The organism is Bacillus cereus group sp. RP29 (assembly GCF_040459765.1).
In the GTDB taxonomy this organism is placed as follows: domain Bacteria; phylum Bacillota; class Bacilli; order Bacillales; family Bacillaceae_G; genus Bacillus_A; species Bacillus_A paranthracis.
On the sequence record NZ_JARVHN010000001.1, the window covers coordinates 5,298,614 to 5,325,000 of the forward strand.

The window sequence follows — 26,387 nt, forward strand, 5'->3', positions numbered from 1 at the left end:
GAAATATTCAATGAAAAAAGGTAGCAAAGCGCTACCTTCATTCAATATACATATATCTCCAAATAATTGATTTCTCAAGAAGAAATATCATAATTAGGAAAGATTGCTACTTCTAAAATCATACACCTTTACTGTTCCATTTGTTTCGCTAAGAAACTGGCAGCAGTATTGACCGCCTTGTGCTCTATTTCGCTTATAATCGCTTCTTTTGAAAAAATAATGACAGCCCCAATTGGGTCTCCATTTGCAACAATCGGCCCAACTGTATAAGAATGAACCTTTTCTGTTACACCATCAATAATGGAAATATCACTTTCGTCCGTCATAATAACAGACTTTCTTTCTTCCATCGTTTTTTCAATTAGATCGCCAACGCTTTTATTTAAGTATTCTTTTTTTGATACACCTGATACTGCGATAATAGAATCTCGATCACATACAAGCACATTATGTCCTAAGCTATCATATAAAGCATCTGCATATTCTTTTGCAAAATCACCTAGCTCGCTAATTGGAGAATATTTCTTTAAAATTACTTCTCCATCGCGATCTACAAATATTTCTAGTGGGTCCCCTTCTCGAATACGTAAAGTTCTACGAATTTCCTTCGGGATTACTACCCTACCTAAATCATCAATTCGACGTACGATTCCAGTTGCTTTCATTCTAATGCTGCCTCACTTTCTACTGATGATGAAAGTGGTGAATTTACCTGTTCATGTAAAAATCACCAACTGTTAGACATAGTATTTTACACATTAGTTCTTCTATGCACGTCGAATTGCATTTTTTTATCTAATATTAGGCATTTATGACTTCTTTTTTTACATCTGGCAAGCCTTTTAATAAATTTTCAGCAATTGTTAACCACTTCGATGTCTCTAAGCCATTTGTTTTCATGACGATTTTCAATTGTGATCCTTCCATTCCTAGACCGATCATTCGTCCAAAACTATTTCCAAGCATGAATAATTTTCCGCCATCAATGTTTTGACTCGCTTGTTCTGAGAACAGAATTGTTACTTCAAATTTATTTTGCTTAATTAATTCAATTTGTTCTTTCATTGCTAATACTTTAATATTTGCGATTTGCAATAAGTAACCAACTTCTTGCGGGTAATCACCAAATCTATCTATCATCTCTTCCTGCAACTCTTCAATATCCTCAATTGCAGAAACACCTCTAAACTGTTTATACATCATAATTTTTTGTTTACTATCAGAAATATAAGCATCCGGTAAATATGCATCTACTTCTAAATCAATTTCAACATTAACTGTATTTTCAACTCCGTCTGTTCCTCTACGCTGTTCAATTGCATCTTTTAACATTTGAGAATATAAATCAAATCCGACAGAATCAATAAATCCATGTTGTTCGGCTCCTAACAAGTTACCAGCACCACGAATTGATAAATCTCGCATCGCAATTTTGAAACCAGATCCAAGCTCTGTGAACTCCTTAATGGCTTGCAGGCGCTTCTCCGCAACTTCCGATAACACTTTATCCCGTTTGTATGCAAAGTAAGCATATGCAACACGATTAGAACGTCCAACACGCCCACGAAGCTGATACAACTGCGATAATCCCATACGATCTGCATCAAATACAATTAATGTATTTACATTTGGAATATCTACACCCGTCTCAATAATCGTTGTACTTACAAGAACATCATGCTGTCCTTCTAAAAACGATAGCATAACAGACTCTAATTCACTCTCGTTCATTTTCCCATGTGCATAAGTTACACGCGCATCTGGAACTAACATCGAAATTTCATCTGCTTTTCGTTCGATATCCTCTACACGATTATATAGGAAGTAAACTTGACCACCTCTTGCAAGCTCCCGTTCTATCGCTTCTCGCATTAATGCTGGATTATACTCTACTACATATGTTTGAACCGGGAAACGATTTTCCGGCGGCGTCTCAATAACAGATAAATCACGCACACCAAGCATAGACATATGGAGCGTACGCGGAATCGGAGTTGCCGTTAATGTTAATACGTCAACATTTGCTTTTAATTGTTTAATTTTTTCTTTATGCGTTACACCAAATCTTTGTTCTTCATCAATAATAAGAAGACCTAAATCTTTATAAGTAACATCTTTAGATAAAATACGGTGCGTTCCGATTACAATATCTACTGTGCCATCTTTTAAACCTTTAATTGTTTCATTTTGCTGCTTTCTCGTACGGAATCTACTTAATAATCCTATATTGATTGGATAATCTTGAAAACGCTCTCGAATTGTTTCATAGTGTTGTTGTGCAAGGATCGTTGTCGGCACTAAAATTGCAACTTGTTTTTCATCCATAATTGCTTTAAACGCCGCACGAATAGCTACTTCCGTCTTTCCATATCCTACATCACCACAAAGAAGCCTATCCATCGGACGTCCACGTTCCATATCCTTTTTAATCTCTTCAATAGAACGTAATTGATCCTCTGTCTCTTGATACGGGAAAGAGGACTCGAATTCTTGTTGTTCTGCCGTATCCGGTGTATATGCATAACCCTTTGAAGCTTCGCGCTCAGCATATAGTTTAATTAGGTCATCCGCAATGTCTTGTACAGATTTTTCAACTTTCGTTTTGACCTTCTTCCAATCATTTCCACCCAATTTATAAACTTTCGGATCCTTACCCTCAGATCCTACATATTTTTGCACTTGGTCAATTTGTTCAATTGGAACGTATAACTTATCATTACCTTGATATTTAATGTTTAGATAATCTTTATGAACACCGTTAATCTCTAATGTCTCAATACCTAAGAATTTACCTATACCATGATTTACATGAACTACATAATCCCCAACTTTTAATTCCGAATAACTTTTAATACGTTCAGCATTCGATAACTTTTGCTTACGTTGTGATTTTTTAACTTTCTTATGAAAAAGCTCTTTTTCAGTAATGACAACAAGCTTTTGCATCGGCATTTCAAATCCTGCATGCAAATCACCTACAGCAATTTGTAACCTTCCAGGCAACAATATATCTGTGCCCTCTACAATATCTGCCTCAATATCATAATCACTTAAAATATGTTGTAGTTTTTTCACACGTTCATCATCTGTACCTAGCACAACAGTCGTAAAATGCCCTTCGTTCCATCTATCAATTTCAGTTTTCAACAACTGCATCTGCCCATGGAAATCTTGCATTGTTTTACATGTCACATTCACAATGTTTTGTGGATGTGTATGTGCTATATGACGTAAGAATAACGTTAAATATACAAAGCTTCTTTTTTTATGATGAAGAAATTCTTCAAACGAATGAGAGAAAGTTAAATCTTGAATAATTGTTCCCTCACCAAGAAGGGATATATACCATTCCGCCTCTTCCGTTTCAAGATGTGATGCTGTTTCTTGAATACGTGAAATCTCATCTAAAATCACAACACCATCTTCTGGTAAATAATCTATCAGACTAGCAGGTTCGTTATAGAAAATAGATAAATATTTAAACATCTGTTCTATACTTTGCCCGTTTTTTAACATCTCAATTTCATGACTTACCGTCTCAAGCACTGTAGTCTTCAACTTATCATCAGAAAGTTTTTGCATCGTCTTAGTCAGACCTTCTTCAAGATGCTTAATTCCTGATTTCAATTCTTCCTGCGAAAATAAAAACTCTGTTGCTGGACCAAATCTAACACTTTCTTTTTTATCTTGAGAGCGCTGTTCATCCACATCAAATAATCGAATAGAATCGACTTCTGTATCGAAAAATTCAATACGAAATGGTAACTCTTCAGTTAGTGGATATATATCTAATATTCCCCCACGCAAACTAAATTCTCCAGGAGCTTCTACCATAGACTTACGCTCATAGCCAATATGATGTAAAGTATGCAAAAATGTATCTAAATCAATCTCTTGCCCTAGACTGATTTCGATTTGCCTTTGCTTCCACAACTCTTTCATTGGTAAAAATCTGCGTAGTCCTGCAACTGGTGCTACAATAATCCCATGCTCTCCTGCAGCTAAGCGATTTAACACTTCAATACGTTGCGCCTTCAATTCTGGGCTTGCAACACCAAGTTCTGATGCTATCAATTCATTTACTGGATATAGCCATACATCTTTTTCACCAAGTAACGCCACTAAATCTTCATGTACTTTTTGTGCTTGATATAAATTATGCGTCACAATAAGTTGTGATTTTTTTGTTTTTTTATATAAGGCCGCCATTAATAACGAACGAGAAGAGGTTGCCATACCTGATACAAGTTGCTCTTTTAAACCATCTTCTAATCCATTAATGACCGATTGGATCTCTTCATTTTTATAAAATTGCTCTAATAAACCTATCATTTTCAAAACCCCTCTCAACATAAAGAGCAAGCCACTATATTTTATGCAAATATTTTGGAAAAAGAAAACAGAAAAATGCTTTGGACATGCCAAAGCGACAACATTTTATTGCAGAAATTTTTCATATTCATAATACTCAGGATAAGATGCGAGCGTTTCTTGACACAATTCACAAATCGTTTTTATATATATATTTCCATTCTCATGAAAATGAATCATCTCTACTACTTCTTGCTCTGTTAGTTGAAATAAAACGTCGCTATATACTTTTTCTGCGGTAACGGAGCCTACATTACTCCCGCAATGTCTGCAATAATAATACCCTTCCATACTAGCCTCCTAAAAATCCAATTACTGCTAGTATGGGTAAAAACAAAATAAAATATTCCCAATTGTACCCTTAACTATTGAAAGTATTCATAATTTGAAGAAAAGGTTTATTTAACCACTCTTCACATGCATCTGCTGCTTTTTCAATAGAATGATTTACATCAGGAATTTCTTCCGATGTAAAACGTCCTAATACGTAATCTACTACCTTCATTCCATTTTTCGGACGATCGATTCCCATGCGGATACGTTGAAACTCTTGTGTTCCTAAATGTGAAATTGTTGATTTCACACCATTATGTCCACCAGCACTGCCTTTCATACGAAGACGTAATTTACCTACAGGAATGTCTAAATCATCGTACAGAACAACGAAGTCCTCTACATCAATTTTATAGTAATCCATTAGCGGACGAATACTTTCCCCAGATAAATTCATATATGTAAGTGGCTTTAATAAGATTACTTTTTCTCCATTAACAAATCCTGCACCAAATACTCCTTTAAACTTTTGTTCGTTCAAAGAAATATTCCAACGCTTTGCAAGTTCATCAATCGCCATAAATCCAATATTATGCCTTGTTAATTCATATTCTCTACCCGGGTTCCCAAGTCCTACTATCAATTTCATTCTTGTACCACTACTTTCTTTTTTCGATACGAAAAGACGTAACCAATCTTGGTTACGTCTCATTCTATCCAATTAATTGAATAATACACTTACAGATTCTTCTTCGTATACACGAATGATTGCTTCTCCGATTAGTGGAGCAACTGAAAGTTCATGTACTTTGTCGATTTTCTTCTCTTCTGGTAATACGATAGAGTTCGTTACAACTAACTCTTTAATATTTGAGTTTTGGATACGCTCAATTGCTGGACCAGATAATACTGGGTGTGTACAGCAAGCATATACTTCAGAAGCACCGTTCTCAACAAGAGCGTTTGCTGCTAATGTAATTGTACCAGCTGTATCAATGATGTCATCAATTAAAATTGCCGTTTTACCTTCAATATTACCGATAATGTTCATTACCTCAGATACGTTCGGACGAGGGCGACGCTTATCAATAATAGCGATTGGTGCTTTTAGGCGATCTGCCATTTTTCTAGCACGAGTTACTCCACCGTGGTCAGGTGACACGATTACGATATCTTTAAGACCTTTTGTTTCAAAGTAATCTGAAAGAATCGGTACACCCATTAGGTGGTCGATTGGGATATCAAAGAACCCTTGAATTTGTGGAGCATGTAAATCTAGAGTGATTACACGAGTTGCACCTGCTGTTTCAAGCAAGTTTGCTACAAGTTTCGATGTAATTGGTTCACGAGAACGCGCTTTACGGTCTTGACGCGCATAACCATAGTAAGGAATAACAATATTAATTGTTTTTGCAGATGCACGCTTTAATGCATCGATCATAATAAGTAATTCCATGATATGTTCGTTTACTGGGAAGCTTGTAGATTGAATAATGAATACATCGCAACCACGGATACTTTCTTCAATGTTAATTTGAACTTCTCCATCACTAAAACGATCAACAGAACATTTTCCTAGTCCTACTCCAATGTGCTTTGCAATTTGCTCAGCAAGTTCCTTATTAGAGTTTAAAGAGAATACTTTCAAATTAGAATTTAGATATTGAGTCGACATCTAGATTAACCCTCCACATTATGATTTTTTCTTATTCAGCAATTGATCAACATAGTCTTCTTTGTTAACTTGACGTGCACGTGCTACAGATAATGCTTTTGATGGAACATTCTCTGTAATTGTAGAGCCTGCTGCCACATAAGCACCATCTTCAACTGTTACAGGAGCAACAAGGTTTGAATTACATCCAATAAATACCCCGTTACCAATCACAGTTTTAAATTTATTCTTACCGTCATAGTTCACCGTAATTGAACCACAACCAAGATTCACGTCTTCTCCAACTTGTGCATCCCCGATATAACTTAAGTGTGAAGCTTTACTTCTATTACCAAAAACAGTTTTTTTGATTTCCACGAAGTTTCCAACGCGTACTTCATCTCCAATAACTGAATCTGGGCGAATATGTGCAAATGGGCCAACCGATACTTCTGTACCAAGCTTACTATCATGTACAGTAGATTGACGAATTGTCGTACAATCTCCAATTTCACTATCGCGAATTACTGTATGCGGTCCAATCTCACAATCAGAACCAATTACAGTGTTCCCCTCAATAATTGTTCCTGGATGAAGAACTGTATCACTACCGATAATTGCATCAGCAGAAATATACGTGTTACTTGGATCAATAATAGTAACACCATTTACCATGTTCTTTCGGTTGATACGGTTTTTCATAATAATTTCCGCTTGCGATAGAGCGACTCTGTCGTTAACACCTAACGTTTCATCGAAGTGCTCTGTTTGATAAGCTGATACAATATGACCTTCATTTTTTAAAATTTCAATAACATCTGGCAGGTAATATTCACCTTGTACGTTATCATTTGAAACTTTAGAAAGTGAAGCGAATAAAGCTTTATTATCAAAACAATACGTGCCTGTATTGATTTCTTTAATAGCTAATTCTTTCTCATTTGCATCCTTATGCTCAACAATCTTTTCAACATGACCATTCTCATTACGAACGATACGACCATATCCAGCAGGTTCTTCTATGTAAGCTGTTAATACCGTTGCCATTGCCCCTGCTTCTTTATGTTGCTGAAGTAATGCTTCCATCGTTTCAGCAGTTATTAGCGGTGTATCACCACAAATAACTAAAGTTGTTCCTTCTTCGTTTGCAAGTACACTTGCAGCTTGATCTACGGCATGCGCTGTACCAAGTTGTTCTGCTTGTAATGCAAACTCACTTACGTTTCCTAGCTGTTCTTGTACCATTTCAGCACCATGTCCTACGACTGTTACAAGTTTCTGCAATCCTAATTGAGATACTTGATCGACAACATGTTGTACCATAGGTTTTCCACATACAGGATGAAGCACCTTGTATAGCTTAGACTTCATACGTGTGCCTTTACCTGCCGCTAGAATCACTGCAAATCTGTTTGACATATAGACCCTCCATCGCAACCTATTTATCCATTAACGATATTATCCTAAATCATCATATATTTCAAGAAACACATTTTAACTATTAAATTTTACCATAATTCTTATAAGATGTTTTACTCTTTAGTATCTTTTTTAAGAAATAAGCTATACTATTTAAAATGATTTTGAAAAAATTAGAAGTTCCCCTCTTTATTTTATTTAATTCAGAATTTTCTAAACGAGATATATGTATAAACACAAAAAAACAAACCCCTGTAAATGCTTACAGGAGTTTGTTGCAAAATTATAGGGCTTCCTTTAAAAAGCCCTTTTCATTCGAATTTTACGAAGCGCCCGCTTCTTCAAACTCAACCTCTTCTAACTCGCCTAAACGATGATACTCTGTTAAAACCGCATCTTGAATTTTAGAGCGTGTACCAGAATTAATTGGATGTGCAATGTCACGGAATTCTCCATCTGGAGTACGTTTACTTGGCATTGCTACAAATAATCCATTATTACCATCAATTACACGAATATCATGAACAACAAATTCATGGTCTAGAGTAATAGAGGCAATTGCTCTCATGCGGCCTTCTGTGTTTACGCGGCGTAATCTTACGTCAGTCACTTCCATCTTGTGTTCACCACCCTTTTCTAAATAAGCGATATATTTGTATAAATTCCACAAAATTTCTATTTTCCCTTTAATTTTTTAAAAATTTTTAAGATAAAAATTTTTAGTGTAATTGAATATAGAGATTAGTGGAGGTTATCGCTTACAAAGAATTACTTAACTAGGGCAATTACTTCAATTTCAACTGAAACATCTTTCGGTAATTTTGCTACTTGTACGCAAGAACGAGCTGGCTTATGAGCAGAGAAATAAGATCCATATACTTCATTAACAGCATTAAAATCATCCATGTCTTTTAAGAATACTGTTGTTTTTACTACCGTATCAAATGAAGCACCTGCTTCTTCTAATACTGCTTGTAAATTTTGAAATACTTGCTCTGTTTGTACTGTTACGTCTCCTGCTACAAGCTCTCCACTTGCAGTCAACGGAATTTGTCCTGAACTGTAAAACATATTATTTACAATAATCCCTTGTGAATATGGTCCAATCGCTTGTGGTGCATTGTTTGTTTGAACAACTTTCATACTTTTCACCCTTTTATTATTTATTTTTACTCTTTAAAAATAGTGCACGAAAAGCAGTTTGTCCATCTATTTTATAACTTATAAATAGAATAAAAAAAGATAAAGCTATTTGCTTTACCTTTTTACTCAGCCTCTACAAGCCCTTCATCAAATGGTGCCAGTGAATAATTTCCCTTTTCCACTTGAATCGCTTTTTCTTTCACATCAACTTCCGATAGACGAATTAATGATACAAAATTATTAATTAGTCTTTCTTCAATATCCGTAGACTCTACTAATACACCAATACCAACAACATTAGCTTTAAACTCTTCTAACATACTCATCATACCTTGAATGGTTCCGCCAGCTTTCATGAAGTCATCAATAATTAAAACATTGGATCCTTCTGGAAGGCTACGCTTCGCTAACGTCATTGTTTGAATTCGCTTAGAAGAACCTGATACATAGTTAATACTAACAGTGGGGCCTTCTGTTACCTTATTATCTTTTCTTGCAATCACTACCGGTACATCTAAGTAGTTCGCCACTGCATATGCAAGTGGGATCCCCTTCGTTGCCACCGTCATAACTGCATCAATTGGTTGCCTAGCAAAAACAGAAGCAAACAAACGACCTGCGCCATTAATATGACGAGGATTACTTAAAAGATCTGTCATATATAAGTAACCACCAGGCAAAATACGATCTGGATTTTCAAATAAGCTACACAGCTCACCAATAATTAGATCTGCCTCTTCTTCACTTATATATGGTATATATTTCACTCCTCCTGCTGCTCCTGGTATCGTTTGCAATGTGCCGACCCCTTGTTGTTCAAACGTTTGCTTAATAATAACTAAATCTTCACTAATAGAAGACTTAGCTGATTGATACCTTTCAGCAAAAAAAGTGAGAGAAACTAGCTGACGAGGGTTTTGTAACAAGTAATAAGTCATATCGACCAATCTTGTACTTCGTCTAATTTTCATACTCTCACCTCAAATCACGAATATTCTAAACAAATCATAACGTATTATACGTCTTTATTCAAGCGTTTCTCGCTCTCCTAATAAACGTACTGCGTATACTTGTTCACAAAATCCTTTTAATCCGTTATATATACGATGCATTCGCGAATCATGGTGCACAAGACCGAATACAGTTGGACCACTACCACTCATTAATACGGCATCTGCTCCAAATCGCTTCATCTGTGCCTTAATACGTGCAACTTCAGGATGCATCGCAAACGTTACATCTTCTAAAACGTTACCGACAGTATCACAAATCCCTTTGTAGTCTCCAGCATTTATGACATCCACCATTTTATCTACATTTGGATGTGTAACTCGATTTAACTTTAAATTTCCATACACATCAGCAGTAGATACACCAATATGGGGTTTTGCTAAAATAACCCAACAAGAAGGTGGAGTTTTTATGTGCTCAATCTGCTCCCCTCTTCCAGTGGCAATTGCTGTCCCACCATATACGCAAAACGATACGTCTGACCCAATTTCTGCGCCAAGCTCTGCTAACTGATCAATTGTAAGCCCTAAATTCCATAATTTATTAAGGCCACGTAATGTCGCTGCTGCATCACTACTTCCACCCGCTAATCCAGCTGCTACTGGAATCGTTTTTTCAATAGTAATAGATACACCTTTTTTCACATTAAACTTCTCTTTTAATAATTTCGCTGCTTGATAAGCCAGATTTCTTTGGTCGTCTGGGACATACCGATTATGGGATAAAATTTCAATACGGTCTTCTGCTAATTCCATTAGTTCTAAACGATCCGCTAAATCAATTGTTGTCATAATCATTTTCACTTCATGATATCCGTCTTGTCTTTTTCCCAGTACATCTAACGACAGATTAATCTTTGCTGGTGCTTTCACTAGTAGCTTCAATCTATTCACCCACTCTATGTACTCAATCTTTTATCGTTTATTTTACCATAAATTTATAGTAAGACGATGACACTTCCCTAATTATAACGAAAAGCATTCAGAATGAAACTACTTATGTAAAATGATGGCACCTTTTATAGTACAAAAAGCCGAGGAATCACTCCTCGGCTACCGTAGCATAGAAAGTATCTTACAACTACTGGTTTTGTTTCATTAATTGCTGTTCTGCAATTTCTATAGCACGTTTCACCATGTTACCAGCATCTTTCGCACGAATTCCGCCCCATCCTTCTTTCTGAACAACATCATAAAAGCCCAACTCTTTTGCAAGCTCTTCTTTAAATTGATTCGACATGACACCTCTTCGTCTACTCAATGCAGAGTCCCTCCTTATTTTGCTACGGTATCATTAGTATGCAAAATAATATAGCTTTTCATTTGTGGGAATATATGTAACGATACATGAATTATAAAATCACTTCATTATGAGGTTCACCATAAAATGTTAACTCTACTGTCTCTGTTAAAACATCCGCATAACTATACGATACACGTTGTAACGCATCTTCTTGTTGATCCAGTTGTACAACAAAAACAGAACGGTACGTTTCTGCAAGTACACCCGATTGTTCTACAGTTTTTCTTCTCCCACTGTTCGCCTTTAACATCAGTCTCTGTCCAAGATGGTGATCTAATTCGCTTTTAATTTCATCTAAACGTTTTGACATATACTTCGTTACACCTCGCTGTAATTTAGATTGAACACTTAAAACACGATATATCTATCCCAATTATTAACCGCAACTCACAGACAATATCATTATAAAAGCATCATGCGTTCGAATAGATAGAAGAAATACTATATTGTAAAAGTATCATTATGTAGTCTGTGCGTTCTTGTCTCTTTTTATCCAAACTGATTTAAATCCTCTCCAAATAAAAAAGCAAGATACATATGTACCTTGCTTATTCTTCATAATGTTGAAAAGGTAATCCAGTTCGTAAAATCCCCCTCGTCTCAATCCCGCCAAGCCCCTTTTCACCAGTAATCGTATTACGTACAACATCCCATACATTAACCCTTTCCATAAATGACGTAAAACTAATTTTACCAACCACATATACAGGATCTAGTGCGTGAATATTAATTCTAGATGGGGAACTAGCAAAATTAGCGCCTGCTCGAATTAATGCTTCAAAGTGTGATTGACATGCCCCAGCAAAAATAACGAGTTGATCCAATGATGGATATTTTTTTCTCACTTCTCGAACAGCCTGTACAAAATGCCTTGAATGCCTATAGGCTGCTAAATCTCCCTTTACGCCTTTTGATTTTGTATACGCATCGTGCCCTGTAATAACTAAAATGTCCGGACGAAAATGATCTATTAAATCTACTACCTTTTCATGCATCTCTGTTTCTTTACAATGAATACCTTGTACAGGAACACCAATTTTATTATATAAATCTAGGCACTTGCGCAAATATAACGGGTCTCCATCTATATGCAAGACACGCCCTGGCATTTGAAAATAATTCACTTCACTTGTATATCCACCAGTTGAAGTGTGTTCATGCCTTTGTTTCATTAATACGTAATCTTGTTGAAACAAACGATACGTCCGCTCCATTGTTTCTTTCTCACGCTTCGCTCTCTTTTTATGTTCTCGTTGATCTATACTAATTAAATCTTCAAGTGGCGCATCTGCCACTAATCTAATTTCCTCTCCAAACAATATAGCTATCTCGCCTTTTATTTCTATAATACGAAAAAGGATATCCCTATTATGAGAATATCGTTCCACTAATTCTCCAACATGTAAAGCCATTCTCCTACCTCCAAACTCGTTAGGCCATCTTACCTGTTTTTAAAGTATGAATTTAGGAGGAGAAAGGTGACAAAAGGGACAGTTCAAATTGAACTGTCCCTTTTGTACCCTTATGATAACTTATGCAGAACTAATGCATTACTTAATGTCGCAAACTCTTCGATAGATAGTGTTTCGCCTCTTCGTTTTGGATCAATTCCTACTTCTGTTAAAATCCGATCCAACAGCTCTTTATCTTTCGGGAAACCATTTAAATTATTTGATAAATTATTCATTAAAGTTTTACGACGCTGTGCAAAACTTGCTCGTACTACTTCAAAGAAGAATGTCTCATCTGTTACTTCTACCACTGGTTTAGGACGCTTTAGGAGGCGAATAATTGCAGAATCAACATTCGGTTGTGGCACAAACACTGTACGCGGTACAGTCATAACTGTTTCTACCTCTGTATAATACTGAATAGCAATGGATAAAGAGCCATACTCTTTCGTTCCAGGCTTAGCCGCTAAACGATCCCCAACTTCTTTTTGCATCATAACAACGAATCCACGAACCGGTAATTTCTCTTCCAGCAATTTAAATAAAATTGGCGTCGTAATATAGTATGGTAAGTTAGCTACTACCATTACATCTTGCCCTTCTTCAAATTGCTCACTAAACACCTCATGTACATCTGCCTTTAGTACATCTTTATTGATAACAGTAACGTTGCCATATGGAGCTAACGTCTCATCTAAAATCGGTAATAACCTTTGATCAATTTCAAAAGCCACTACTTTTTTAGCACGCTTCGCTAATTGTTCTGTTAATGCACCGATACCTGGTCCAATTTCAATTGCACCACTTTCTGAACCAATTTCAGCGTGATCAACGATACGATTTAATACATTCGTATCAATTAAAAAATTTTGTCCTAAACTTTTTTTGAATGAAAATCCATACTTTTCAACAATATCTTTCGTACGATTTGGCGTTGCGATATCCTTCATTTTCTTTCCTCCTGTATGACTTGCTTATAAGCTTCTGCAAATGATTCTTTTGAAACTTGAAACATTTGTAAACGTTTATGTAACTGTTTTGCGTTTGTATAACCAATCTTTAATAGCTTACCCATTCTTTCTCTGCGACTCTTTGCCATTTCTCCGCCCACTAAACCTGCATCGACTAAATCGCTCCAACTGATTTCACTTGTGTAAGCTTCCATTTCTTCATGTATATTCTCTAAAGCACGGCGAATTGATTCATCAGAAGCATGTTCAATCCCGACACCTTTTTTCCTCTTAGCAAGTGCTTCTTCCTTCGGTAAAAAAGCATGTTTACATCCAGGCACCTTATCAGAAATAATTTTTCGAATACGCTCTCCAGGATAATCCGGATCTGTGAAAATAATAACGCCTCGTTTTTGCAGCGCTAATTTAACTTGTTCAATAACATGATCACCGATTGCTGAACCGTTCGTTTCAATTGTATCCGCATCAACAGCACGCTTAATCGCGACTGTATCATCTTTACCTTCTACAACGATAATCTCTTTAATTTTCATGCTTGCCTCCACACTCGTTTCGTCTCTACTTAGTAAAACAAAAAAATGACGACTTTTCCATTATTATTTTCCCCATTGTTACATTTTAAAAAATAGAATGTCCAAAACTTTGTTCTCTCTCCTTATTGTAACACTTACTCATTCACCCTCGTTTTCTCTACCACTTCTACTATTCTGTTTCTCAAAAAATAAAAAGAATGGGCTCCCCCATTCTTTTTATTCGACACCAAATAAAGCTTTTGCATTCTTAGTTGTTACTTCCGCTACCTCTTCATAAGAAATTCCTTTTAAGTTCGCAATTTCTTCTGCTACGAGTTTTACATAACTTGGTTCATTTCGTTTCCCGCGAAATGGATGCGGTGTTAAATACGGACAATCCGTCTCTATTAATAATTTCTCTAATGGAATCTCCGTAGCAACTTCTTTCGGTTTCTTAGCGTTTTTAAATGTAACTGGTCCACCTAACGAAATTAAAAAGTTCATATCAACACATCGCTCTGCTACCTCTACGCTACCGCTAAAGCAATGCATAATACCCCCTACTTCAGCTGCATTCTCTTCTTCTAGAATATCAACAATATCTTGAGTTGCATCGCGGTTATGTATAATAATCGGTAATTTTACTTTTTTCGCTAATGCAATTTGTTTACGGAATACTTCTTTCTGTATTTCTTTTGGAGACTTATCCCAGTGATAATCTAAGCCCATTTCTCCAAGTGCAACGACTTTAGGATGAGAAGCAAGTTCTTCTAACCAAGCTAAATGCTCTTCTGTCATGTCGATTGCATCAACTGGATGCCATCCAACCGCGGCATAAATAAAATCATAGGCTTCAGCTAATTCAATCGCCTTTTTTATCGTTACTTCATCAAAACCAACAACAACTGTATAAGTAACCCCCGCTTCTTTCATTCGGGCAATAACTTCTTGTAAGTCTTCTTCAAATTGCTCTGCATTCAAATGTGAATGTGTATCAAACAACATAATACATAACTCCTTTTATATTGAAATCAAATTTATTCTACGCAAATAAGCTCTTTTATAACTTAACGATAACAATACTACAATCTTAATGCAAAAATTGAGAGTGTAAAAAGAAAAAAGACGCTTCACACATGTTACACGTGAAACATCTCTTTTCTTGTCTTAATTACTTAATTTTTGTACCATTCGGTAGATTTTGGTCAATAGATGCTAATGACAATACGCCATTCTCTTCACCCGCTAAAATCATACCTTGCGATAATTCACCGCGTAATTTTACAGGTTTTAAATTTGTTACACAAATAACCTTTTTACCTTTTAGGTCTTCTGGCGAATAGAATTTTGCAATTCCAGAAACAACTTGACGCTTTTCTGTACCTAAGTCTAGTTGAATTTTTAACAACTTGTCTGCTTTTTTCACAGGTTCCGCAGATAGAACTTCAGCTACACGCAATTCTACTTTAAAGAAATCATCAATTGTAATTTCTTCTGCCTTCGGTTCTTCTTCTTTTTTCTCTTCTACTTTAGGAGCAGAGGCTTTCATTTGTTCTTTAATGTACGCCACTTCCACGTCCATTTCTAAACGAGGGAAAATTGGTTGTCCTTTTTCTACTTTTGTTCCAGCTGGAATACAGCCGATTGTAGATAGGCTTCCCCAAGATGTATGTGCTTCATCAGTCAGGCCAAGCTGAGCAAACATCTTGCTTGGTGCTACTGTTAAGAATGGCATAAGCATAATACCTGTTTGACGAAGTACTTCTGCTAAGTGAGCCATTACAGAGGCTAACTTTTCGCGATCATTCTCATCTTTCGCTAATACCCACGGTTGTGTTTCGTCAATGTATTTATTCGTACGGCTAACCAATTGCCAAATTGAGCTTAGAGCTACAGAGAATTCCATATTCTCCATTGCTTCTTCAACTTTTTTCAATGTATCTTTCGCAAATGTTACTAACGTTTCATCAAATTCCGTTACATTTTCTTTAAATGCAGGGATTTCTCCGTTAAAGTACTTATCAATCATAGCTACTGTACGATTTAATAAGTTACCTAAGTCATTTGCTAAATCGAAATTAATACGCTCCACAAATCCTTCTGGTGTGAATACGCCATCAGATCCAAATGGAACTTCACGAAGTAAGTAATAACGTAATGCATCTAATCCGTAACGATCAATTAATGTAACTGGATCTACTACATTTCCTTTTGACTTACTCATCTTTCCATCCTTCATTAAAATCCAACCGTGAGCAAAGACTTTTTTCGGAAGAGGTAAATCTAATGCCATTAAAATGATTGGCCAATAAATCGTATGGAAACGAACGATTTCTTTTCCAACTAAATGCACATCTGCTGGCCAGAACTTCTTATACATCTCTTCATTTTCTGTTCCATAACCTAATGCTGTAATGTAGTTAGATAATGCGTCAACCCATACGTAAATAACGTGTTTCGGATTACCTGGAACACGAACTCCCCAGTCAAATGAAGTACGGGAAACTGCTAAATCTTCCAATCCTGGTTTAATAAAGTTATTAATCATTTCATTCTTACGAGACTCTGGCTGAATGAAATGTGGATTCTCTTCATAGAACTTTAATAGTCTGTCAACATATTTACCCATTCTAAAGAAATATGATTCTTCACGAACAAGTTCTACATCATGACCACTGTCTGGACTTTTTCCCCCAACTACTTTGTCACCTTCCATAATTGGATCTACTAATTGATGCTCTGTATAGAATGTCTCATCTTGTACAGAATACCAACCTTCATATTCATCAAGATAAATATCACCTTGATCTACTAGTTGCTTGAAGATTTTTTCGACAACATCTTTATGACGATCTTCCGTTGTACGGATAAAGTCATCATAGGAGATATCCATCTTCTCCCAAAGTTCTTTAATTCCTGCAACGATGTTATCCACATATGCTTGTGGTGTAACATTTAATTCTTCTGCTTTCTTTTGGATCTTCTGTCCATGCTCATCAGTTCCTGTTAAATAATGAACATTATATCCTTGCATACGCTTATATCGTGCCATCGCATCTCCTGCTACTGTTGTATAAGCATGTCCAATGTGTAATTTTCCACTTGGATAATAAATTGGGGTAGTAATATAAAAGGATTTGTTTTCCTTTGTCATTGTTTTGGACCTCCCGGATAACCTCATATGTATTTATAAATAGTATATCAAAAACTTATATATAAAGTGAAACTTTAATCTGTGAGGGTCTTGTTCATTCCCACAGATTATCAACCCACACCAATCGGACTTTTACGAGCAATCCGACTTCCACTTAACTTCTTTTTGGCCCAGCCGAATTTAAAATTTAGAATCTTACTACTCGTTAATGCAGGATAAAAACAAGTTCATATTTTTATATTTATCATCTATTACTCATATTTCAAGAAAATATACAGTCATTACCTATAATTTCTTGATTTTTCCGAAAATAAAGTGAAATAATAGTAGAAATTACTCAAATTCTATTATATATAAGAAGTAAGAAATCTATAAATCTTTTTAAAAAATATAGAATTAAAGAATTGACGGAAATGTAAATGATTGGTATCATATGTCTATAGGGTATTTTGTCGAAAAATGACGAATCTAAAAATAGACTCGAAACTTATAAACTATTTCTTTAGGAGGAAAAGAATTATGAAATCTACTGGTATCGTTCGTAAAGTTGATGAATTAGGTCGTGTAGTAATTCCGATCGAATTACGCCGTACTTTAGGTATTGCAGAAAAGGATGCTCTTGAAATCTATGTTGATGACGAGAAAATCATCTTAAAAAAATATAAGCCAAACATGACTTGCCAAGTAACTGGTGAAGTATCTGATGGTAACCTATCTTTAGCTGAAGGTAAAATTATCTTAAGCAAAGAAGGCGCTGAGCAAATCTTAAACGAGCTTCAAAATTATATCGAAACAGCAAAATAAGCTTCTCAATTATGAGAAGCTTATTTTTTATCGACATGATAGATTTGATATACATCGCGTTTCGACAAATCTCGATCTTTAGCGACTGTTTTTATCGCCTCTTTTGAATTCATACCTTTTTCGTTTATATAATGTTCAATATGATTATATACTGAAATAGATTCCCACCATTGTTCTTCTGGAGCAGGTTCTTCCGTTGAACCAGCTACTAAAATACAAAACTCACCACGGACTTCATTTTGTTTCGTCCACTCAATTGCTTCTTCAACTGTTCCTCGAATAAATTCCTCGAATTTTTTCGTTAACTCTCGGCATAATACGATTTCTCTATTTCCCAATACTTCTTGCATCGAGATTAAAGTATCATCCAGGCGGTGAGGCGCTTCATAAAACATCATTGTAGTTTGTATGTAACGAAGCTTCTCTAACTCCATTTTTCTTTCTTTTTTATTTCTTTGTAAAAACCCATAGAAATAAAACTGTTTTGTTTCAAGTCCTGATGCAATTAATGCTGTAAGGGCTGCATTTGCCCCAGGAAGCGGGATTACATGATATTGCTCAGCTACTGCCTCGACAACAATATCATAGCCTGGATCGGAAATACACGGCATACCAGCGTCACTAACAAGTGCTATAGTCTTTCCTTCATCTAACTTCTCTAATATTTTCTTTCCACTTACTTCTTTATTATGCTCGTGGTAACTCATAACAGGCGTTTCAATTTCAAAATAATTACAAAGTTTTTTCGTTTGTCTCGTATCTTCAGCAGCAATTAAATCCGCTTCTTTTAAAATTCGGATTGCACGAAATGTCATATCTTCTAAATTTCCAATAGGAGTTGGTACTAAATATAAAACTCCCTTTTCACTTTGTTGAAAGCTTTTTTGTTGCCACATAGCGTTCTCCTTTTTGCATATATTCTTCTTTTTGTTTTCTATTTAATTGCTTAAAATAATACTCTGCTTGCATAGCTGTACGCTTATCTTCATGAAATTCTACATATTTTAAAGCAACAGGAAGTCTAGCACGCGTATACTTAGCTCCTCTTCCGCTATTATGGGTCCCAATCCGTTTCTCTATATGATTTGTATATCCAGCATAGTAACTTCCATCAGAGCACTCCACTACATAAAAACAATGCTTATTCTTCTCCATATAAAATCGAGCGAATCTCCTTTGTATATTCATTATTTTCTTCATATACAAAAAGGGGTGGCAATATTTTCAAATCTGCGTTTCCGTCCTTAATTCCTTCAATTAACAATGTATTCGCTTCTTTCCCTGCCTTAGGATAAACAAATCGTACACGCTTCGGTTCAATTTTGTATTTACGCATTAATGTAACAATATCTAATAAACGACCTGGACGATGTACAAATGCTACTTTCCCGCCTTGCTTTACTAGCTGACTACTTGCAGATACAACATCCTCTAGTGTACACATAATTTCATGACGAGCTATCGCTAAATGTTCATTCATATTTTTTTCAGAAGTTGCAGGTGTTTGGAAATAAGGCGGATTACATGTGACAACATCATATTGATGACGCCCAAGTTTCTCCGGCATATCTTTCAAATCCCCGTGTATTAAGTGAATTCTTTCTTCCAACTTATTGTATTGGACACTTCTTATTCCCATATCATATAAGCGTTCTTGAATTTCTACACCAGTAATATTCCCTTTCGTCCTTGTACTTAATAGCAGGGGCACAACTGCATTACCTGTACACAAATCAAGTAAATTACCTTTTTGAATTGGCACCCAAGCAAAGTCTGCAAGTAAAACAGCATCTAACGAGAAATTAAATACTGATGGGCTTTGTATAATCTTCAAATCTTGTGCTAATAAGTAATCTAAACGTTCATCTTCATATAAATTCATATGTTGCTCCTTTTCTTACACTTAACCTACCCTATTTCATCTTCTACTAATAAAAAACATATTCGATTCTACTCTCATGTATAAAAAATTACCTTTCCAATTATTATTGGAAAGGTAATTTCACTTTTTATTTAAAAATGACAGGCAGAATAAACAATCTCCCTCTTTACGTACACTTCCATAATGCAGATTACAAATATGAAAACCTTCTTGATATAGTCTTGCTAAATTATCGTAGCCTTCACCAATATCTGTCTTCGGCTTCACTTCTTTACGTTTTTGAGTTTTTTGTTTTTCTTTAATCTGTACTTCTTCAAAGCGGTGTCGCAAATTTTCATTTTCCATTTTTATATGTTGGTTTTCTTCCAGTAACTCTGCAAGATGTTGTTTTAATTCTCCCAACTGTTTGTATAAATGTCCAATTTGCTCTTCCATACTAGAAACCGATGCAAAAATATCTTTTTTCTCCACAAGCACCCACCTCATTAATCTGTGGTTTGACTCGAAACGACCCCTTTATTCACTAACTCATCTAACGTATATTCTACTATCCGTTCCTTGTCTACTAGTTCCACTTGAATTAATCTTTCTAAAATATTTAATCCGATAACACGGCCAGTACCATGCGGGGTTTGTATACGTTGATCTAAATCAGGAAGTTGTTCCTTTGCTGCCTCATATTCATCGTTCTCATATTTTAAGCAACACATTAAGCGACCACATAAACCAGAGATTTTTGCAGGATTTAATGATAAATTTTGATCCTTTGCCATCTTAATGGATACAGGTTCAAAATCCCCTAAAAAAGTAGAACAACAAAGCATACGACCACATGGACCAATACCACCAAGCATTTTCGCTTCATCACGAACACCGATTTGTCTTAGTTCAATTCTTGTCCTAAAAATTGCTGCTAAGTCCTTCACTAGTTCGCGAAAATCAATCCGACCATCCGCAGTAAAGTAGAAAATAATTTTATTGCGATCGAACGTATACTCTACATCTACAAGTTTCATATCAAGATTATGTTCTACTACCTTTTGCTGACAAACTTGATATGCTTCTTTTGCAGCATGTTTGTTCTCTTCAACAATGGTACGATCGTTTTCATTTGCAATGCGAATAACCTTTTTTAGTGGTAATACAACGTCGTTTTCATCAACTTGCTTTTTGGTAATAACTACTTTTCCGTATTCAATACCTCTTACCGTTTCTACAATTACAAACTCATTTTCAGAGATATCGAACTGATTCGGATCAAAGTAATACACCTTTCCGGCCTTCTTAAAGCGAACACCTACTACATCATACAAAACGGTCATCCCTCCTGCAACCGCAACACTAACTGTTCGAACACAAGCTGCGCATTTACATTAGCGTTGATTCTATTTTTTGCCTCTAATATATTAAAGAGAGCTGATACAATGCGCTTCTGAGCGTAGGAGAAAGATTCAAACATCTCTTTCTGCTCATGAAAAACAAGACGATCTTCTTCTCCAAGTTGAACATATAATAAATCCTTATAAATAAGGAGTAACATATCTAAACCTTGCTGTAATTGTTCCTTCTCTCCAAAGTGTTTTCCCCATTTTTCTTGTACAAAAAAAATAGAGGCTTTATCTTTTTCGAGCGCTTCACATAATTTTATCACTAAAGCTCGTGCTTGTGCAAACCATTCATCACTACATAAAGCTAAAGCTTCATCAAAACTATTTGTGAGTTGTGCAGCAAGTGTCGATAAAGATGTCGTAACACCTTCATCCTGTAATCTTCTAATTAAAGATTCCGTAGGTAACGGTCTAAATGTAACAACTTGACAACGAGATAAAATCGTATTTAAAATTTGATGACTTTGTTCAGTAAGTAAAATAGCTGTTGTATCACTACTTGGTTCTTCTAAAAATTTCAACAGTGTATTCGCCGCATTTGCTGTCATACGGTCTGCGTGCTCAATAACATATACTTTTTTATTTGCTTCTAATCCTGTTTTTGAAAACTCTTCTTGTAAATCATGAATTTGCTGCTTCTTAATAGACAATCCGTCTGGCTTTACAATATGTAAGTTTGGGTGGTTACCTGAATCAATTCGCTTACAATTTGTACATACATGACAAGGTTCTACCCCATTCCGCTGAGAACAGAGGAAACTCTTTGCCATTTGAATTGCTGTCGCAAATTTTCCTGTCCCTTTCCCTCCCTCTAATAAGTAAGCGTGGGATATACGCTCTTTTGCGATGCTATTCATCAACATTTTTACACCGATGGGTTGTATAGCAGAAAGCTGCTCCCACGTCTTCGTCATAATGCATACCTCACTTATTTCATTCTTTCCTTCTATTATAACAATTTATCTTCTATAACTTGAATAACTTCTTCTATAAGTTTTTCCATTGGTTGATCAGCATTTACTAATACAATACGATCCGAGAAACGTTCTACAACTTGTAAATACCCTTCACGCACACGTTTATGGAAAGTGATATCTTCCATATCTAACCGATTCACTTCACGTCCTGCATCTTTTGCAATTCGAGCTAAACCAACCTCGGGTTCAATGTCTAGGTAAATTGTTAAACTAGGCATGCAGTCTTCCGTTGCGAAACGATTGATTTCAAATACTTTATCCATACCTAACCCTCTTGCATAGCCTTGATACGCTAAAGAGCTATCTATAAAACGATCACATAATACAAGGTAATCCTCATCAAGTGCCGGCATAACTTTTTCCACTAAATGTTGTCTACGTGCAGCGGCATATAGAAGTGCCTCTGTACGTGCTTCCATCATCGTATATTCTTGCTTATGTAAAATCGTTCTAATCTCCTCAGAAATTGCAATACCACCTGGTTCTCTCGTCGCCATTACCTTTTGTTCCTTTTGTTCAAAGTATGGCAATAAACCTTGAATTAACGTTGTTTTACCCGAACCTTCTGGCCCCTCAATTGTTACAAATAATCCCTTCATCCTAAAACCTACTTTCTATATCATACACTTTCATATATTTCGTGCTACCTTGAAAACGAGCGCCTGCTCTCTCTAAATGCATAATTTGCTCTTTATGTTCTGAAGTAATTCTTTCTCCATACATAATCAATGGAATACCAGGTGGATATGGAATTACCATTTCCGCCGCTATCATCCCAACTGCTTCTTCTACAGATACTACTTTTGTTTCATATCCTTCCAGTTGTTTATATGTATACGGCAGGGGAGAAATTTCTCCTTTATAAGTATAACGAATAGATTCCGTCTTGTCTTTCACCTCATAAGGTTGCAATGCCGCCCGGATCATCTCTATAGCCTTCATATACTTCTTATCTACTTGCAAAGGCAAAATAAATAAGGCATTATATGGATCTGCCATTTCGGTATATATACCAACCTTTTCTAATACAGACTGTAATTCGTATCCTGATAACTGACAACGCGTCTGTATGGTAACTTTTAGCTCGTCTTGTAATGGATATTGTAAAATAGCTAATTGTGGGATAGAAGACAATTCTTCTTTAAATTCCTGTAAAAACTCGACAATTTCATCATGTCCCTTTTCTTTTATACGCGCTATCGTAAAGCGTGCAATATCAAGAGAAGCCATAATTGGATACGATGGACTACTAGATTGTAGCATACTTAAATAAGTAGAAACTTTTTCTTCTTTCACTAAGCGGCTATTTATATGTAAATAGGATCCCATCGTCATTGCGGGTAATGTTTTATGCGCAGAATGAACTACAATGTCTGCACCATATGCTAACGCTGACTTTGGAAATGCCCCGCCTAAACAAAAATGAGCTCCATGCGCTTCATCTACTAACACAGGAATTTTATGTGCATGTGCATAAGCGATGCTTGCCTCTAAATCCATACCCATACCATAATAATTAGGATGCGTTAAAATGAGTGCTTTCGCATTCGGATACTTTTCAATTGCTTCCTTAATAATTTCATCATGAATTCCCACTGGTACGTTATAAGCCTCATCAATCCATGGATCTAAAAAAATAGGATTTGCTCCCGCTAACTTTAAACCATTAATAATGGATTTATGACAATTTCTTTGTACAAGAACAATATCATGTTCCCCACAACAAGACAAAATCATTGCTAGATTCCCGACTGTTGAGCCATTAATTAAAAAATAACTTTTGTTCACTCCATATACATCAGCTAATAATTGTTGTGCCTCATCTATACATTCAAACGGACTATGTAAATCATCTAATCCTGACAACTCAGTTACATCGATAGATAGTATATCTTTAAACTCTCCTACCGCCTCCTGAGGGAAGTTTAAACCATTTTTATGACCTGGGACATGAAAGGATAACGGCCTTCTTTCTTTAAACTCTATTAATGCTTCATATAAAGGTATGCGATTTTGATTCATCTATATCTCTTCCTTATTATTTCATTCTTTCTCTATTATACAGAACAAAAAAAATAATAGGCATATGCCTATTTAAAAATATGATACTTCTAATTTCCGAAGCTGTTTTAAATAATATATATACTTCGGATCATTTGTTTCCGTATTCACCATGTCCTTTTCACATTCATAACATATTAAATTATTATAAACATATATCCCTTCTTTTCTTTCTGTCTCACAAACAATACAAACTTCGTTTTGTGATTTCATATCTTTCCCTCCCTATTTAATTTAAATGGACATATTTTATACTTCTATTCCTTAACAATTTACAGAAAAATATACATCGATTTCTTATATAATATGATTCATCCTTGGGCAACGTGTTTGTATTACCATTACTTCTTTTTGCATACTGTTTGAAAACACAAAAAAACACAAGTCAAAAGACTTGTGTTTTTAGTTGCTTGGCGACGTCCTACTCTCACAGGGACAAGGTCCCAACTACCATCGGCGCTAGAGAGCTTAACTTCCGTGTTCGGTATGGGAACGGGTGTGACCTCTCTGCCATCATCACCAAACTATGAAGGCATATTCCTTCAAAACTAGATAACATTTGCTACATATTATATGGTTAAGTCCTCGATCTATTAGTATTCGTCAGCTCCACATGTCACCATGCTTCCACCTCGAACCTATCAACCTGATCATCTTTCAGGGATCTTACTAGCTTACGCTATGGGAAATCTCATCTTGAGGGGGGCTTCATGCTTAGATGCTTTCAGCACTTATCCCTTCCGCACATAGCTACCCAGCTATGCCCTTGGCAGAACAACTGGTACACCAGCGGTGCGTCCATCCCGGTCCTCTCGTACTAAGGACAGCTCCTCTCAAATTTCCTACGCCCACGACGGATAGGGACCGAACTGTCTCACGACGTTCTGAACCCAGCTCGCGTACCGCTTTAATGGGCGAACAGCCCAACCCTTGGGACCGACTACAGCCCCAGGATGCGATGAGCCGACATCGAGGTGCCAAACCTCCCCGTCGATGTGGACTCTTGGGGGAGATAAGCCTGTTATCCCCGGGGTAGCTTTTATCCGTTGAGCGATGGCCCTTCCATGCGGAACCACCGGATCACTAAGCCCGACTTTCGTCCCTGCTCGACTTGTAGGTCTCGCAGTCAAGCTCCCTTATGCCTTTGCACTCTACGAATGATTTCCAACCATTCTGAGGGAACCTTTGGGCGCCTCCGTTACACTTTAGGAGGCGACCGCCCCAGTCAAACTGCCCACCTGACACTGTCTCCCGGGTCGATAAGACCCGTAGGTTAGAATTTCAATACAGTCAGGGCGGTATCCCACCAGCGCCTCCACCGAAGCTAGCGCTCCGGTTTCAAAGGCTCCCGCCTATCCTGTACAAACTGTACCAAAATTCAATATCAGGCTACAGTAAAGCTCCACGGGGTCTTTCCGTCCTGTCGCGGGTAACCTGCATCTTCACAGGTACTATAATTTCACCGAGTCTCTGGTTGAGACAGTGCCCAAATCGTTACACCTTTCGTGCGGGTCGGAACTTACCCGACAAGGAATTTCGCTACCTTAGGACCGTTATAGTTACGGCCGCCGTTTACTGGGGCTTCAGTTCAGAGCTTCGCTTACGCTAACCCCTCTCCTTAACCTTCCAGCACCGGGCAGGTGTCACCCCCTATACTTCGCCTTACGGCTTCGCAGAGAGCTGTGTTTTTGCTAAACAGTCGCTTGGGCCTATTCACTGCGGCTTTCCGTTAAGAAAGCACCCCTTCTCCCGAAGTTACGGGGTCATTTTGCCGAGTTCCTTAACCAGAGTTCTCTCGCACACCTTAGGATTCTCTCCTCGCCTACCTGTGTCGGTTTGCGGTACAGGCACCTTTTATCTCGCTAGAAGCTTTTCTTGGCAGCGGGGAATCAAAGACTTCGCTCCATAAGGAGCTTCCCCATCACAGCTCAGCCTTTACGATAAGCGGATTTGCCTACTTATCAGCCTAACTGCTTGGACGTACACAACCAATCGCACGCTTCTTCTATCCTTC

27 protein-coding genes and 2 rRNA genes (1 of these 29 cut by a window edge) are annotated in these 26,387 nt (G+C 36.6%); 1 reads left to right on the top strand and 28 read right to left on the bottom strand.

What is annotated here, in order from left to right; translation table 11 throughout:
- Nucleotides 1-128: 128 nt before the first annotated feature.
- The 17 genes from spoVT to metG all read right to left on the bottom strand — a co-directional run bounded on the left by spoVT (nucleotide 129) and on the right by metG (nucleotide 17,261).
- Entirely contained in the window at nucleotides 129-665 is a 537-nt protein-coding gene (gene spoVT, locus QCI47_RS27975; RefSeq protein WP_000648302.1) for a stage V sporulation protein T, read from the bottom strand.
- A 136-nt stretch (nucleotides 666-801) separates the two neighbouring features.
- On the bottom strand, nucleotides 802-4,332 hold the full coding sequence (gene mfd / locus QCI47_RS27980; RefSeq protein ID WP_071743057.1) for a transcription-repair coupling factor: 3,531 nt from the start codon (nucleotides 4,330-4,332) through the stop codon (nucleotides 802-804).
- A 105-nt stretch (nucleotides 4,333-4,437) separates the two neighbouring features.
- Entirely contained in the window at nucleotides 4,438-4,662 is a 225-nt protein-coding gene (locus QCI47_RS27985) for an anti-sigma-F factor Fin (protein ID WP_000399440.1), read from the bottom strand.
- Nucleotides 4,663-4,732: 70 nt separating this feature from the next.
- Complete coding sequence (gene pth / locus QCI47_RS27990) at nucleotides 4,733-5,293, bottom strand: aminoacyl-tRNA hydrolase (RefSeq protein WP_001979768.1); 561 nt, start codon at nucleotides 5,291-5,293, stop codon at nucleotides 4,733-4,735.
- 72 nt (nucleotides 5,294-5,365) lie between these two features.
- Nucleotides 5,366-6,319 (bottom strand): ribose-phosphate diphosphokinase, encoded by a 954-nt coding sequence (locus tag QCI47_RS27995; RefSeq protein WP_000107420.1) that lies wholly within the window; start codon nucleotides 6,317-6,319, stop codon nucleotides 5,366-5,368.
- A gap of 18 nt (nucleotides 6,320-6,337) precedes the next feature.
- Entirely contained in the window at nucleotides 6,338-7,717 is a 1,380-nt protein-coding gene (gene glmU / locus QCI47_RS28000; protein ID WP_309422417.1) for a bifunctional UDP-N-acetylglucosamine diphosphorylase/glucosamine-1-phosphate N-acetyltransferase GlmU, read from the bottom strand.
- 322 nt (nucleotides 7,718-8,039) lie between these two features.
- A complete protein-coding gene (gene spoVG / locus QCI47_RS28005) occupies nucleotides 8,040-8,333 on the bottom strand; it encodes a septation regulator SpoVG (protein WP_000454041.1) in 294 nt (97 codons plus the stop codon).
- 152 nt (nucleotides 8,334-8,485) lie between these two features.
- Complete coding sequence (locus QCI47_RS28010) at nucleotides 8,486-8,860, bottom strand: RidA family protein (protein WP_000869808.1); 375 nt, start codon at nucleotides 8,858-8,860, stop codon at nucleotides 8,486-8,488.
- A gap of 122 nt (nucleotides 8,861-8,982) precedes the next feature.
- Complete coding sequence (gene purR / locus QCI47_RS28015; protein WP_000702473.1) at nucleotides 8,983-9,831, bottom strand: pur operon repressor; 849 nt, start codon at nucleotides 9,829-9,831, stop codon at nucleotides 8,983-8,985.
- Nucleotides 9,832-9,885: 54 nt separating this feature from the next.
- Nucleotides 9,886-10,755 carry a 4-(cytidine 5'-diphospho)-2-C-methyl-D-erythritol kinase gene (gene ispE / locus QCI47_RS28020; protein ID WP_000772094.1) on the bottom strand — a complete coding sequence of 290 codons (870 nt, stop codon included), beginning with the start codon at nucleotides 10,753-10,755 and terminating at the stop codon, nucleotides 9,886-9,888.
- A gap of 196 nt (nucleotides 10,756-10,951) precedes the next feature.
- Complete coding sequence (gene sspF, locus QCI47_RS28025; protein ID WP_001985066.1) at nucleotides 10,952-11,131, bottom strand: acid-soluble spore protein SspF; 180 nt, start codon at nucleotides 11,129-11,131, stop codon at nucleotides 10,952-10,954.
- A gap of 91 nt (nucleotides 11,132-11,222) precedes the next feature.
- Nucleotides 11,223-11,483: a biofilm formation stimulator Veg gene (gene veg / locus QCI47_RS28030; protein WP_000044349.1), complete on the bottom strand. Its 261-nt coding sequence runs from the start codon at nucleotides 11,481-11,483 to the stop codon at nucleotides 11,223-11,225.
- A 238-nt stretch (nucleotides 11,484-11,721) separates the two neighbouring features.
- Nucleotides 11,722-12,585: a sporulation peptidase YabG gene (gene yabG / locus QCI47_RS28035; RefSeq protein WP_001173738.1), complete on the bottom strand. Its 864-nt coding sequence runs from the start codon at nucleotides 12,583-12,585 to the stop codon at nucleotides 11,722-11,724.
- A 110-nt stretch (nucleotides 12,586-12,695) separates the two neighbouring features.
- Nucleotides 12,696-13,574: a 16S rRNA (adenine(1518)-N(6)/adenine(1519)-N(6))-dimethyltransferase RsmA gene (gene rsmA / locus QCI47_RS28040; RefSeq protein WP_000651552.1), complete on the bottom strand. Its 879-nt coding sequence runs from the start codon at nucleotides 13,572-13,574 to the stop codon at nucleotides 12,696-12,698.
- Nucleotides 13,571-14,128, bottom strand: a complete 558-nt coding sequence (gene rnmV / locus QCI47_RS28045; RefSeq protein WP_000692826.1) for a ribonuclease M5 — start codon at nucleotides 14,126-14,128, stop codon at nucleotides 13,571-13,573. The genes rsmA and rnmV overlap by 4 nt, the downstream gene beginning before the upstream one ends.
- Before the next feature lie 216 nt (nucleotides 14,129-14,344).
- The gene (locus tag QCI47_RS28050) at nucleotides 14,345-15,112 is read right to left on the bottom strand and encodes a TatD family hydrolase (protein ID WP_000895831.1); all 768 of its coding nucleotides are present in this window, start codon (nucleotides 15,110-15,112) and stop codon (nucleotides 14,345-14,347) included.
- 166 nt (nucleotides 15,113-15,278) lie between these two features.
- Nucleotides 15,279-17,261: a methionine--tRNA ligase gene (gene metG, locus QCI47_RS28055; protein WP_061131938.1), complete on the bottom strand. Its 1,983-nt coding sequence runs from the start codon at nucleotides 17,259-17,261 to the stop codon at nucleotides 15,279-15,281.
- A gap of 519 nt (nucleotides 17,262-17,780) precedes the next feature.
- Here metG and QCI47_RS28060 point away from each other — a divergent pair.
- On the top strand, nucleotides 17,781-18,065 hold the full coding sequence (locus QCI47_RS28060; RefSeq protein WP_061131937.1) for a transition state genes transcriptional regulator AbrB: 285 nt from the start codon (nucleotides 17,781-17,783) through the stop codon (nucleotides 18,063-18,065).
- A gap of 20 nt (nucleotides 18,066-18,085) precedes the next feature.
- Here the strand turns inward: QCI47_RS28060 and rsmI are convergent, their stop codons facing one another.
- The 11 genes from rsmI to QCI47_RS28115 form a co-directional block, all read right to left on the bottom strand.
- Nucleotides 18,086-18,961: a 16S rRNA (cytidine(1402)-2'-O)-methyltransferase gene (rsmI, locus tag QCI47_RS28065; protein WP_000267828.1), complete on the bottom strand. Its 876-nt coding sequence runs from the start codon at nucleotides 18,959-18,961 to the stop codon at nucleotides 18,086-18,088.
- Entirely contained in the window at nucleotides 18,930-19,220 is a 291-nt protein-coding gene (locus tag QCI47_RS28070; RefSeq protein ID WP_074543969.1) for a GIY-YIG nuclease family protein, read from the bottom strand. The genes rsmI and QCI47_RS28070 overlap by 32 nt, the downstream gene beginning before the upstream one ends.
- Nucleotides 19,207-19,947, bottom strand: a complete 741-nt coding sequence (locus QCI47_RS28075; RefSeq protein ID WP_001055351.1) for a tRNA1(Val) (adenine(37)-N6)-methyltransferase — start codon at nucleotides 19,945-19,947, stop codon at nucleotides 19,207-19,209. The genes QCI47_RS28070 and QCI47_RS28075 overlap by 14 nt, the downstream gene beginning before the upstream one ends.
- 120 nt (nucleotides 19,948-20,067) lie before the next feature.
- Nucleotides 20,068-20,418: a DNA replication initiation control protein YabA gene (yabA, locus tag QCI47_RS28080; RefSeq protein ID WP_000412056.1), complete on the bottom strand. Its 351-nt coding sequence runs from the start codon at nucleotides 20,416-20,418 to the stop codon at nucleotides 20,068-20,070.
- A gap of 14 nt (nucleotides 20,419-20,432) precedes the next feature.
- Nucleotides 20,433-21,260 (bottom strand): PSP1 domain-containing protein, encoded by an 828-nt coding sequence (locus QCI47_RS28085; RefSeq protein ID WP_000272429.1) that lies wholly within the window; start codon nucleotides 21,258-21,260, stop codon nucleotides 20,433-20,435.
- Between the two features lie 5 nt (nucleotides 21,261-21,265).
- Nucleotides 21,266-22,249: a DNA polymerase III subunit delta' gene (gene holB / locus QCI47_RS28090; RefSeq protein WP_000169574.1), complete on the bottom strand. Its 984-nt coding sequence runs from the start codon at nucleotides 22,247-22,249 to the stop codon at nucleotides 21,266-21,268.
- A gap of 35 nt (nucleotides 22,250-22,284) precedes the next feature.
- Nucleotides 22,285-22,911 carry a dTMP kinase gene (tmk, locus tag QCI47_RS28095; RefSeq protein ID WP_000677231.1) on the bottom strand — a complete coding sequence of 209 codons (627 nt, stop codon included), beginning with the start codon at nucleotides 22,909-22,911 and terminating at the stop codon, nucleotides 22,285-22,287.
- Between the two features lies 1 nt (nucleotide 22,912).
- Nucleotides 22,913-24,334, bottom strand: coding sequence for an aminotransferase class I/II-fold pyridoxal phosphate-dependent enzyme (locus QCI47_RS28100; protein ID WP_061131935.1), 1,422 nt, complete (start codon nucleotides 24,332-24,334; stop codon nucleotides 22,913-22,915).
- Nucleotides 24,335-24,406: 72 nt separating this feature from the next.
- Entirely contained in the window at nucleotides 24,407-24,586 is a 180-nt protein-coding gene (locus tag QCI47_RS28105; protein ID WP_000842028.1) for a sigma factor G inhibitor Gin, read from the bottom strand.
- A 195-nt stretch (nucleotides 24,587-24,781) separates the two neighbouring features.
- Nucleotides 24,782-24,897: ribosomal RNA gene (rrf, locus tag QCI47_RS28110) — 5S ribosomal RNA — on the bottom strand.
- A 49-nt stretch (nucleotides 24,898-24,946) separates the two neighbouring features.
- Nucleotides 24,947-26,387, bottom strand: a 23S ribosomal RNA gene (locus QCI47_RS28115); it runs 1,482 nt beyond the window's last position.

What these genes read in the sequence shown, in the direction of transcription:
- metG (WP_061131938.1), bottom strand. Translation starts at nt 17,261, where the DNA reads ATGACAAAGGAAAACAAATCCTTTTATATTACTACCCCAATTTATTAT.
- QCI47_RS28050 (WP_000895831.1), bottom strand. Translation starts at nt 15,112, where the DNA reads ATGTTGTTTGATACACATTCACATTTGAATGCAGAGCAATTTGAAGAA.
- QCI47_RS27985 (WP_000399440.1), bottom strand. Translation starts at nt 4,662, where the DNA reads ATGGAAGGGTATTATTATTGCAGACATTGCGGGAGTAATGTAGGCTCC.
- spoVT (WP_000648302.1), bottom strand. Translation starts at nt 665, where the DNA reads ATGAAAGCAACTGGAATCGTACGTCGAATTGATGATTTAGGTAGGGTA.
- QCI47_RS28100 (WP_061131935.1), bottom strand. Translation starts at nt 24,334, where the DNA reads ATGAATCAAAATCGCATACCTTTATATGAAGCATTAATAGAGTTTAAA.
- pth (WP_001979768.1), bottom strand. Translation starts at nt 5,293, where the DNA reads ATGAAATTGATAGTAGGACTTGGGAACCCGGGTAGAGAATATGAATTA.
- tmk (WP_000677231.1), bottom strand. Translation starts at nt 22,911, where the DNA reads ATGAAGGGATTATTTGTAACAATTGAGGGGCCAGAAGGTTCGGGTAAA.
- QCI47_RS28010 (WP_000869808.1), bottom strand. Translation starts at nt 8,860, where the DNA reads ATGAAAGTTGTTCAAACAAACAATGCACCACAAGCGATTGGACCATAT.
- yabG (WP_001173738.1), bottom strand. Translation starts at nt 12,585, where the DNA reads ATGGCTTTACATGTTGGAGAATTAGTGGAACGATATTCTCATAATAGG.
- glmU (WP_309422417.1), bottom strand. Translation starts at nt 7,717, where the DNA reads ATGTCAAACAGATTTGCAGTGATTCTAGCGGCAGGTAAAGGCACACGT.
- mfd (WP_071743057.1), bottom strand. Translation starts at nt 4,332, where the DNA reads ATGATAGGTTTATTAGAGCAATTTTATAAAAATGAAGAGATCCAATCG.
- QCI47_RS28060 (WP_061131937.1), top strand. Translation starts at nt 17,781, where the DNA reads ATGAAATCTACTGGTATCGTTCGTAAAGTTGATGAATTAGGTCGTGTA.
- QCI47_RS28070 (WP_074543969.1), bottom strand. Translation starts at nt 19,220, where the DNA reads ATGGAGAAGAATAAGCATTGTTTTTATGTAGTGGAGTGCTCTGATGGA.
- QCI47_RS28075 (WP_001055351.1), bottom strand. Translation starts at nt 19,947, where the DNA reads ATGAATTTATATGAAGATGAACGTTTAGATTACTTATTAGCACAAGAT.
- purR (WP_000702473.1), bottom strand. Translation starts at nt 9,831, where the DNA reads ATGAAAATTAGACGAAGTACAAGATTGGTCGATATGACTTATTACTTG.
- holB (WP_000169574.1), bottom strand. Translation starts at nt 22,249, where the DNA reads ATGACGAAGACGTGGGAGCAGCTTTCTGCTATACAACCCATCGGTGTA.
- rsmI (WP_000267828.1), bottom strand. Translation starts at nt 18,961, where the DNA reads ATGTGGCAACAAAAAAGCTTTCAACAAAGTGAAAAGGGAGTTTTATAT.
- rnmV (WP_000692826.1), bottom strand. Translation starts at nt 14,128, where the DNA reads ATGAAAATTAAAGAGATTATCGTTGTAGAAGGTAAAGATGATACAGTC.
- QCI47_RS28105 (WP_000842028.1), bottom strand. Translation starts at nt 24,586, where the DNA reads ATGAAATCACAAAACGAAGTTTGTATTGTTTGTGAGACAGAAAGAAAA.
- spoVG (WP_000454041.1), bottom strand. Translation starts at nt 8,333, where the DNA reads ATGGAAGTGACTGACGTAAGATTACGCCGCGTAAACACAGAAGGCCGC.
- rsmA (WP_000651552.1), bottom strand. Translation starts at nt 13,574, where the DNA reads ATGAAGGATATCGCAACGCCAAATCGTACGAAAGATATTGTTGAAAAG.
- QCI47_RS27995 (WP_000107420.1), bottom strand. Translation starts at nt 6,319, where the DNA reads ATGTCGACTCAATATCTAAATTCTAATTTGAAAGTATTCTCTTTAAAC.
- veg (WP_000044349.1), bottom strand. Translation starts at nt 11,483, where the DNA reads ATGTCAAAACGTTTAGATGAAATTAAAAGCGAATTAGATCACCATCTT.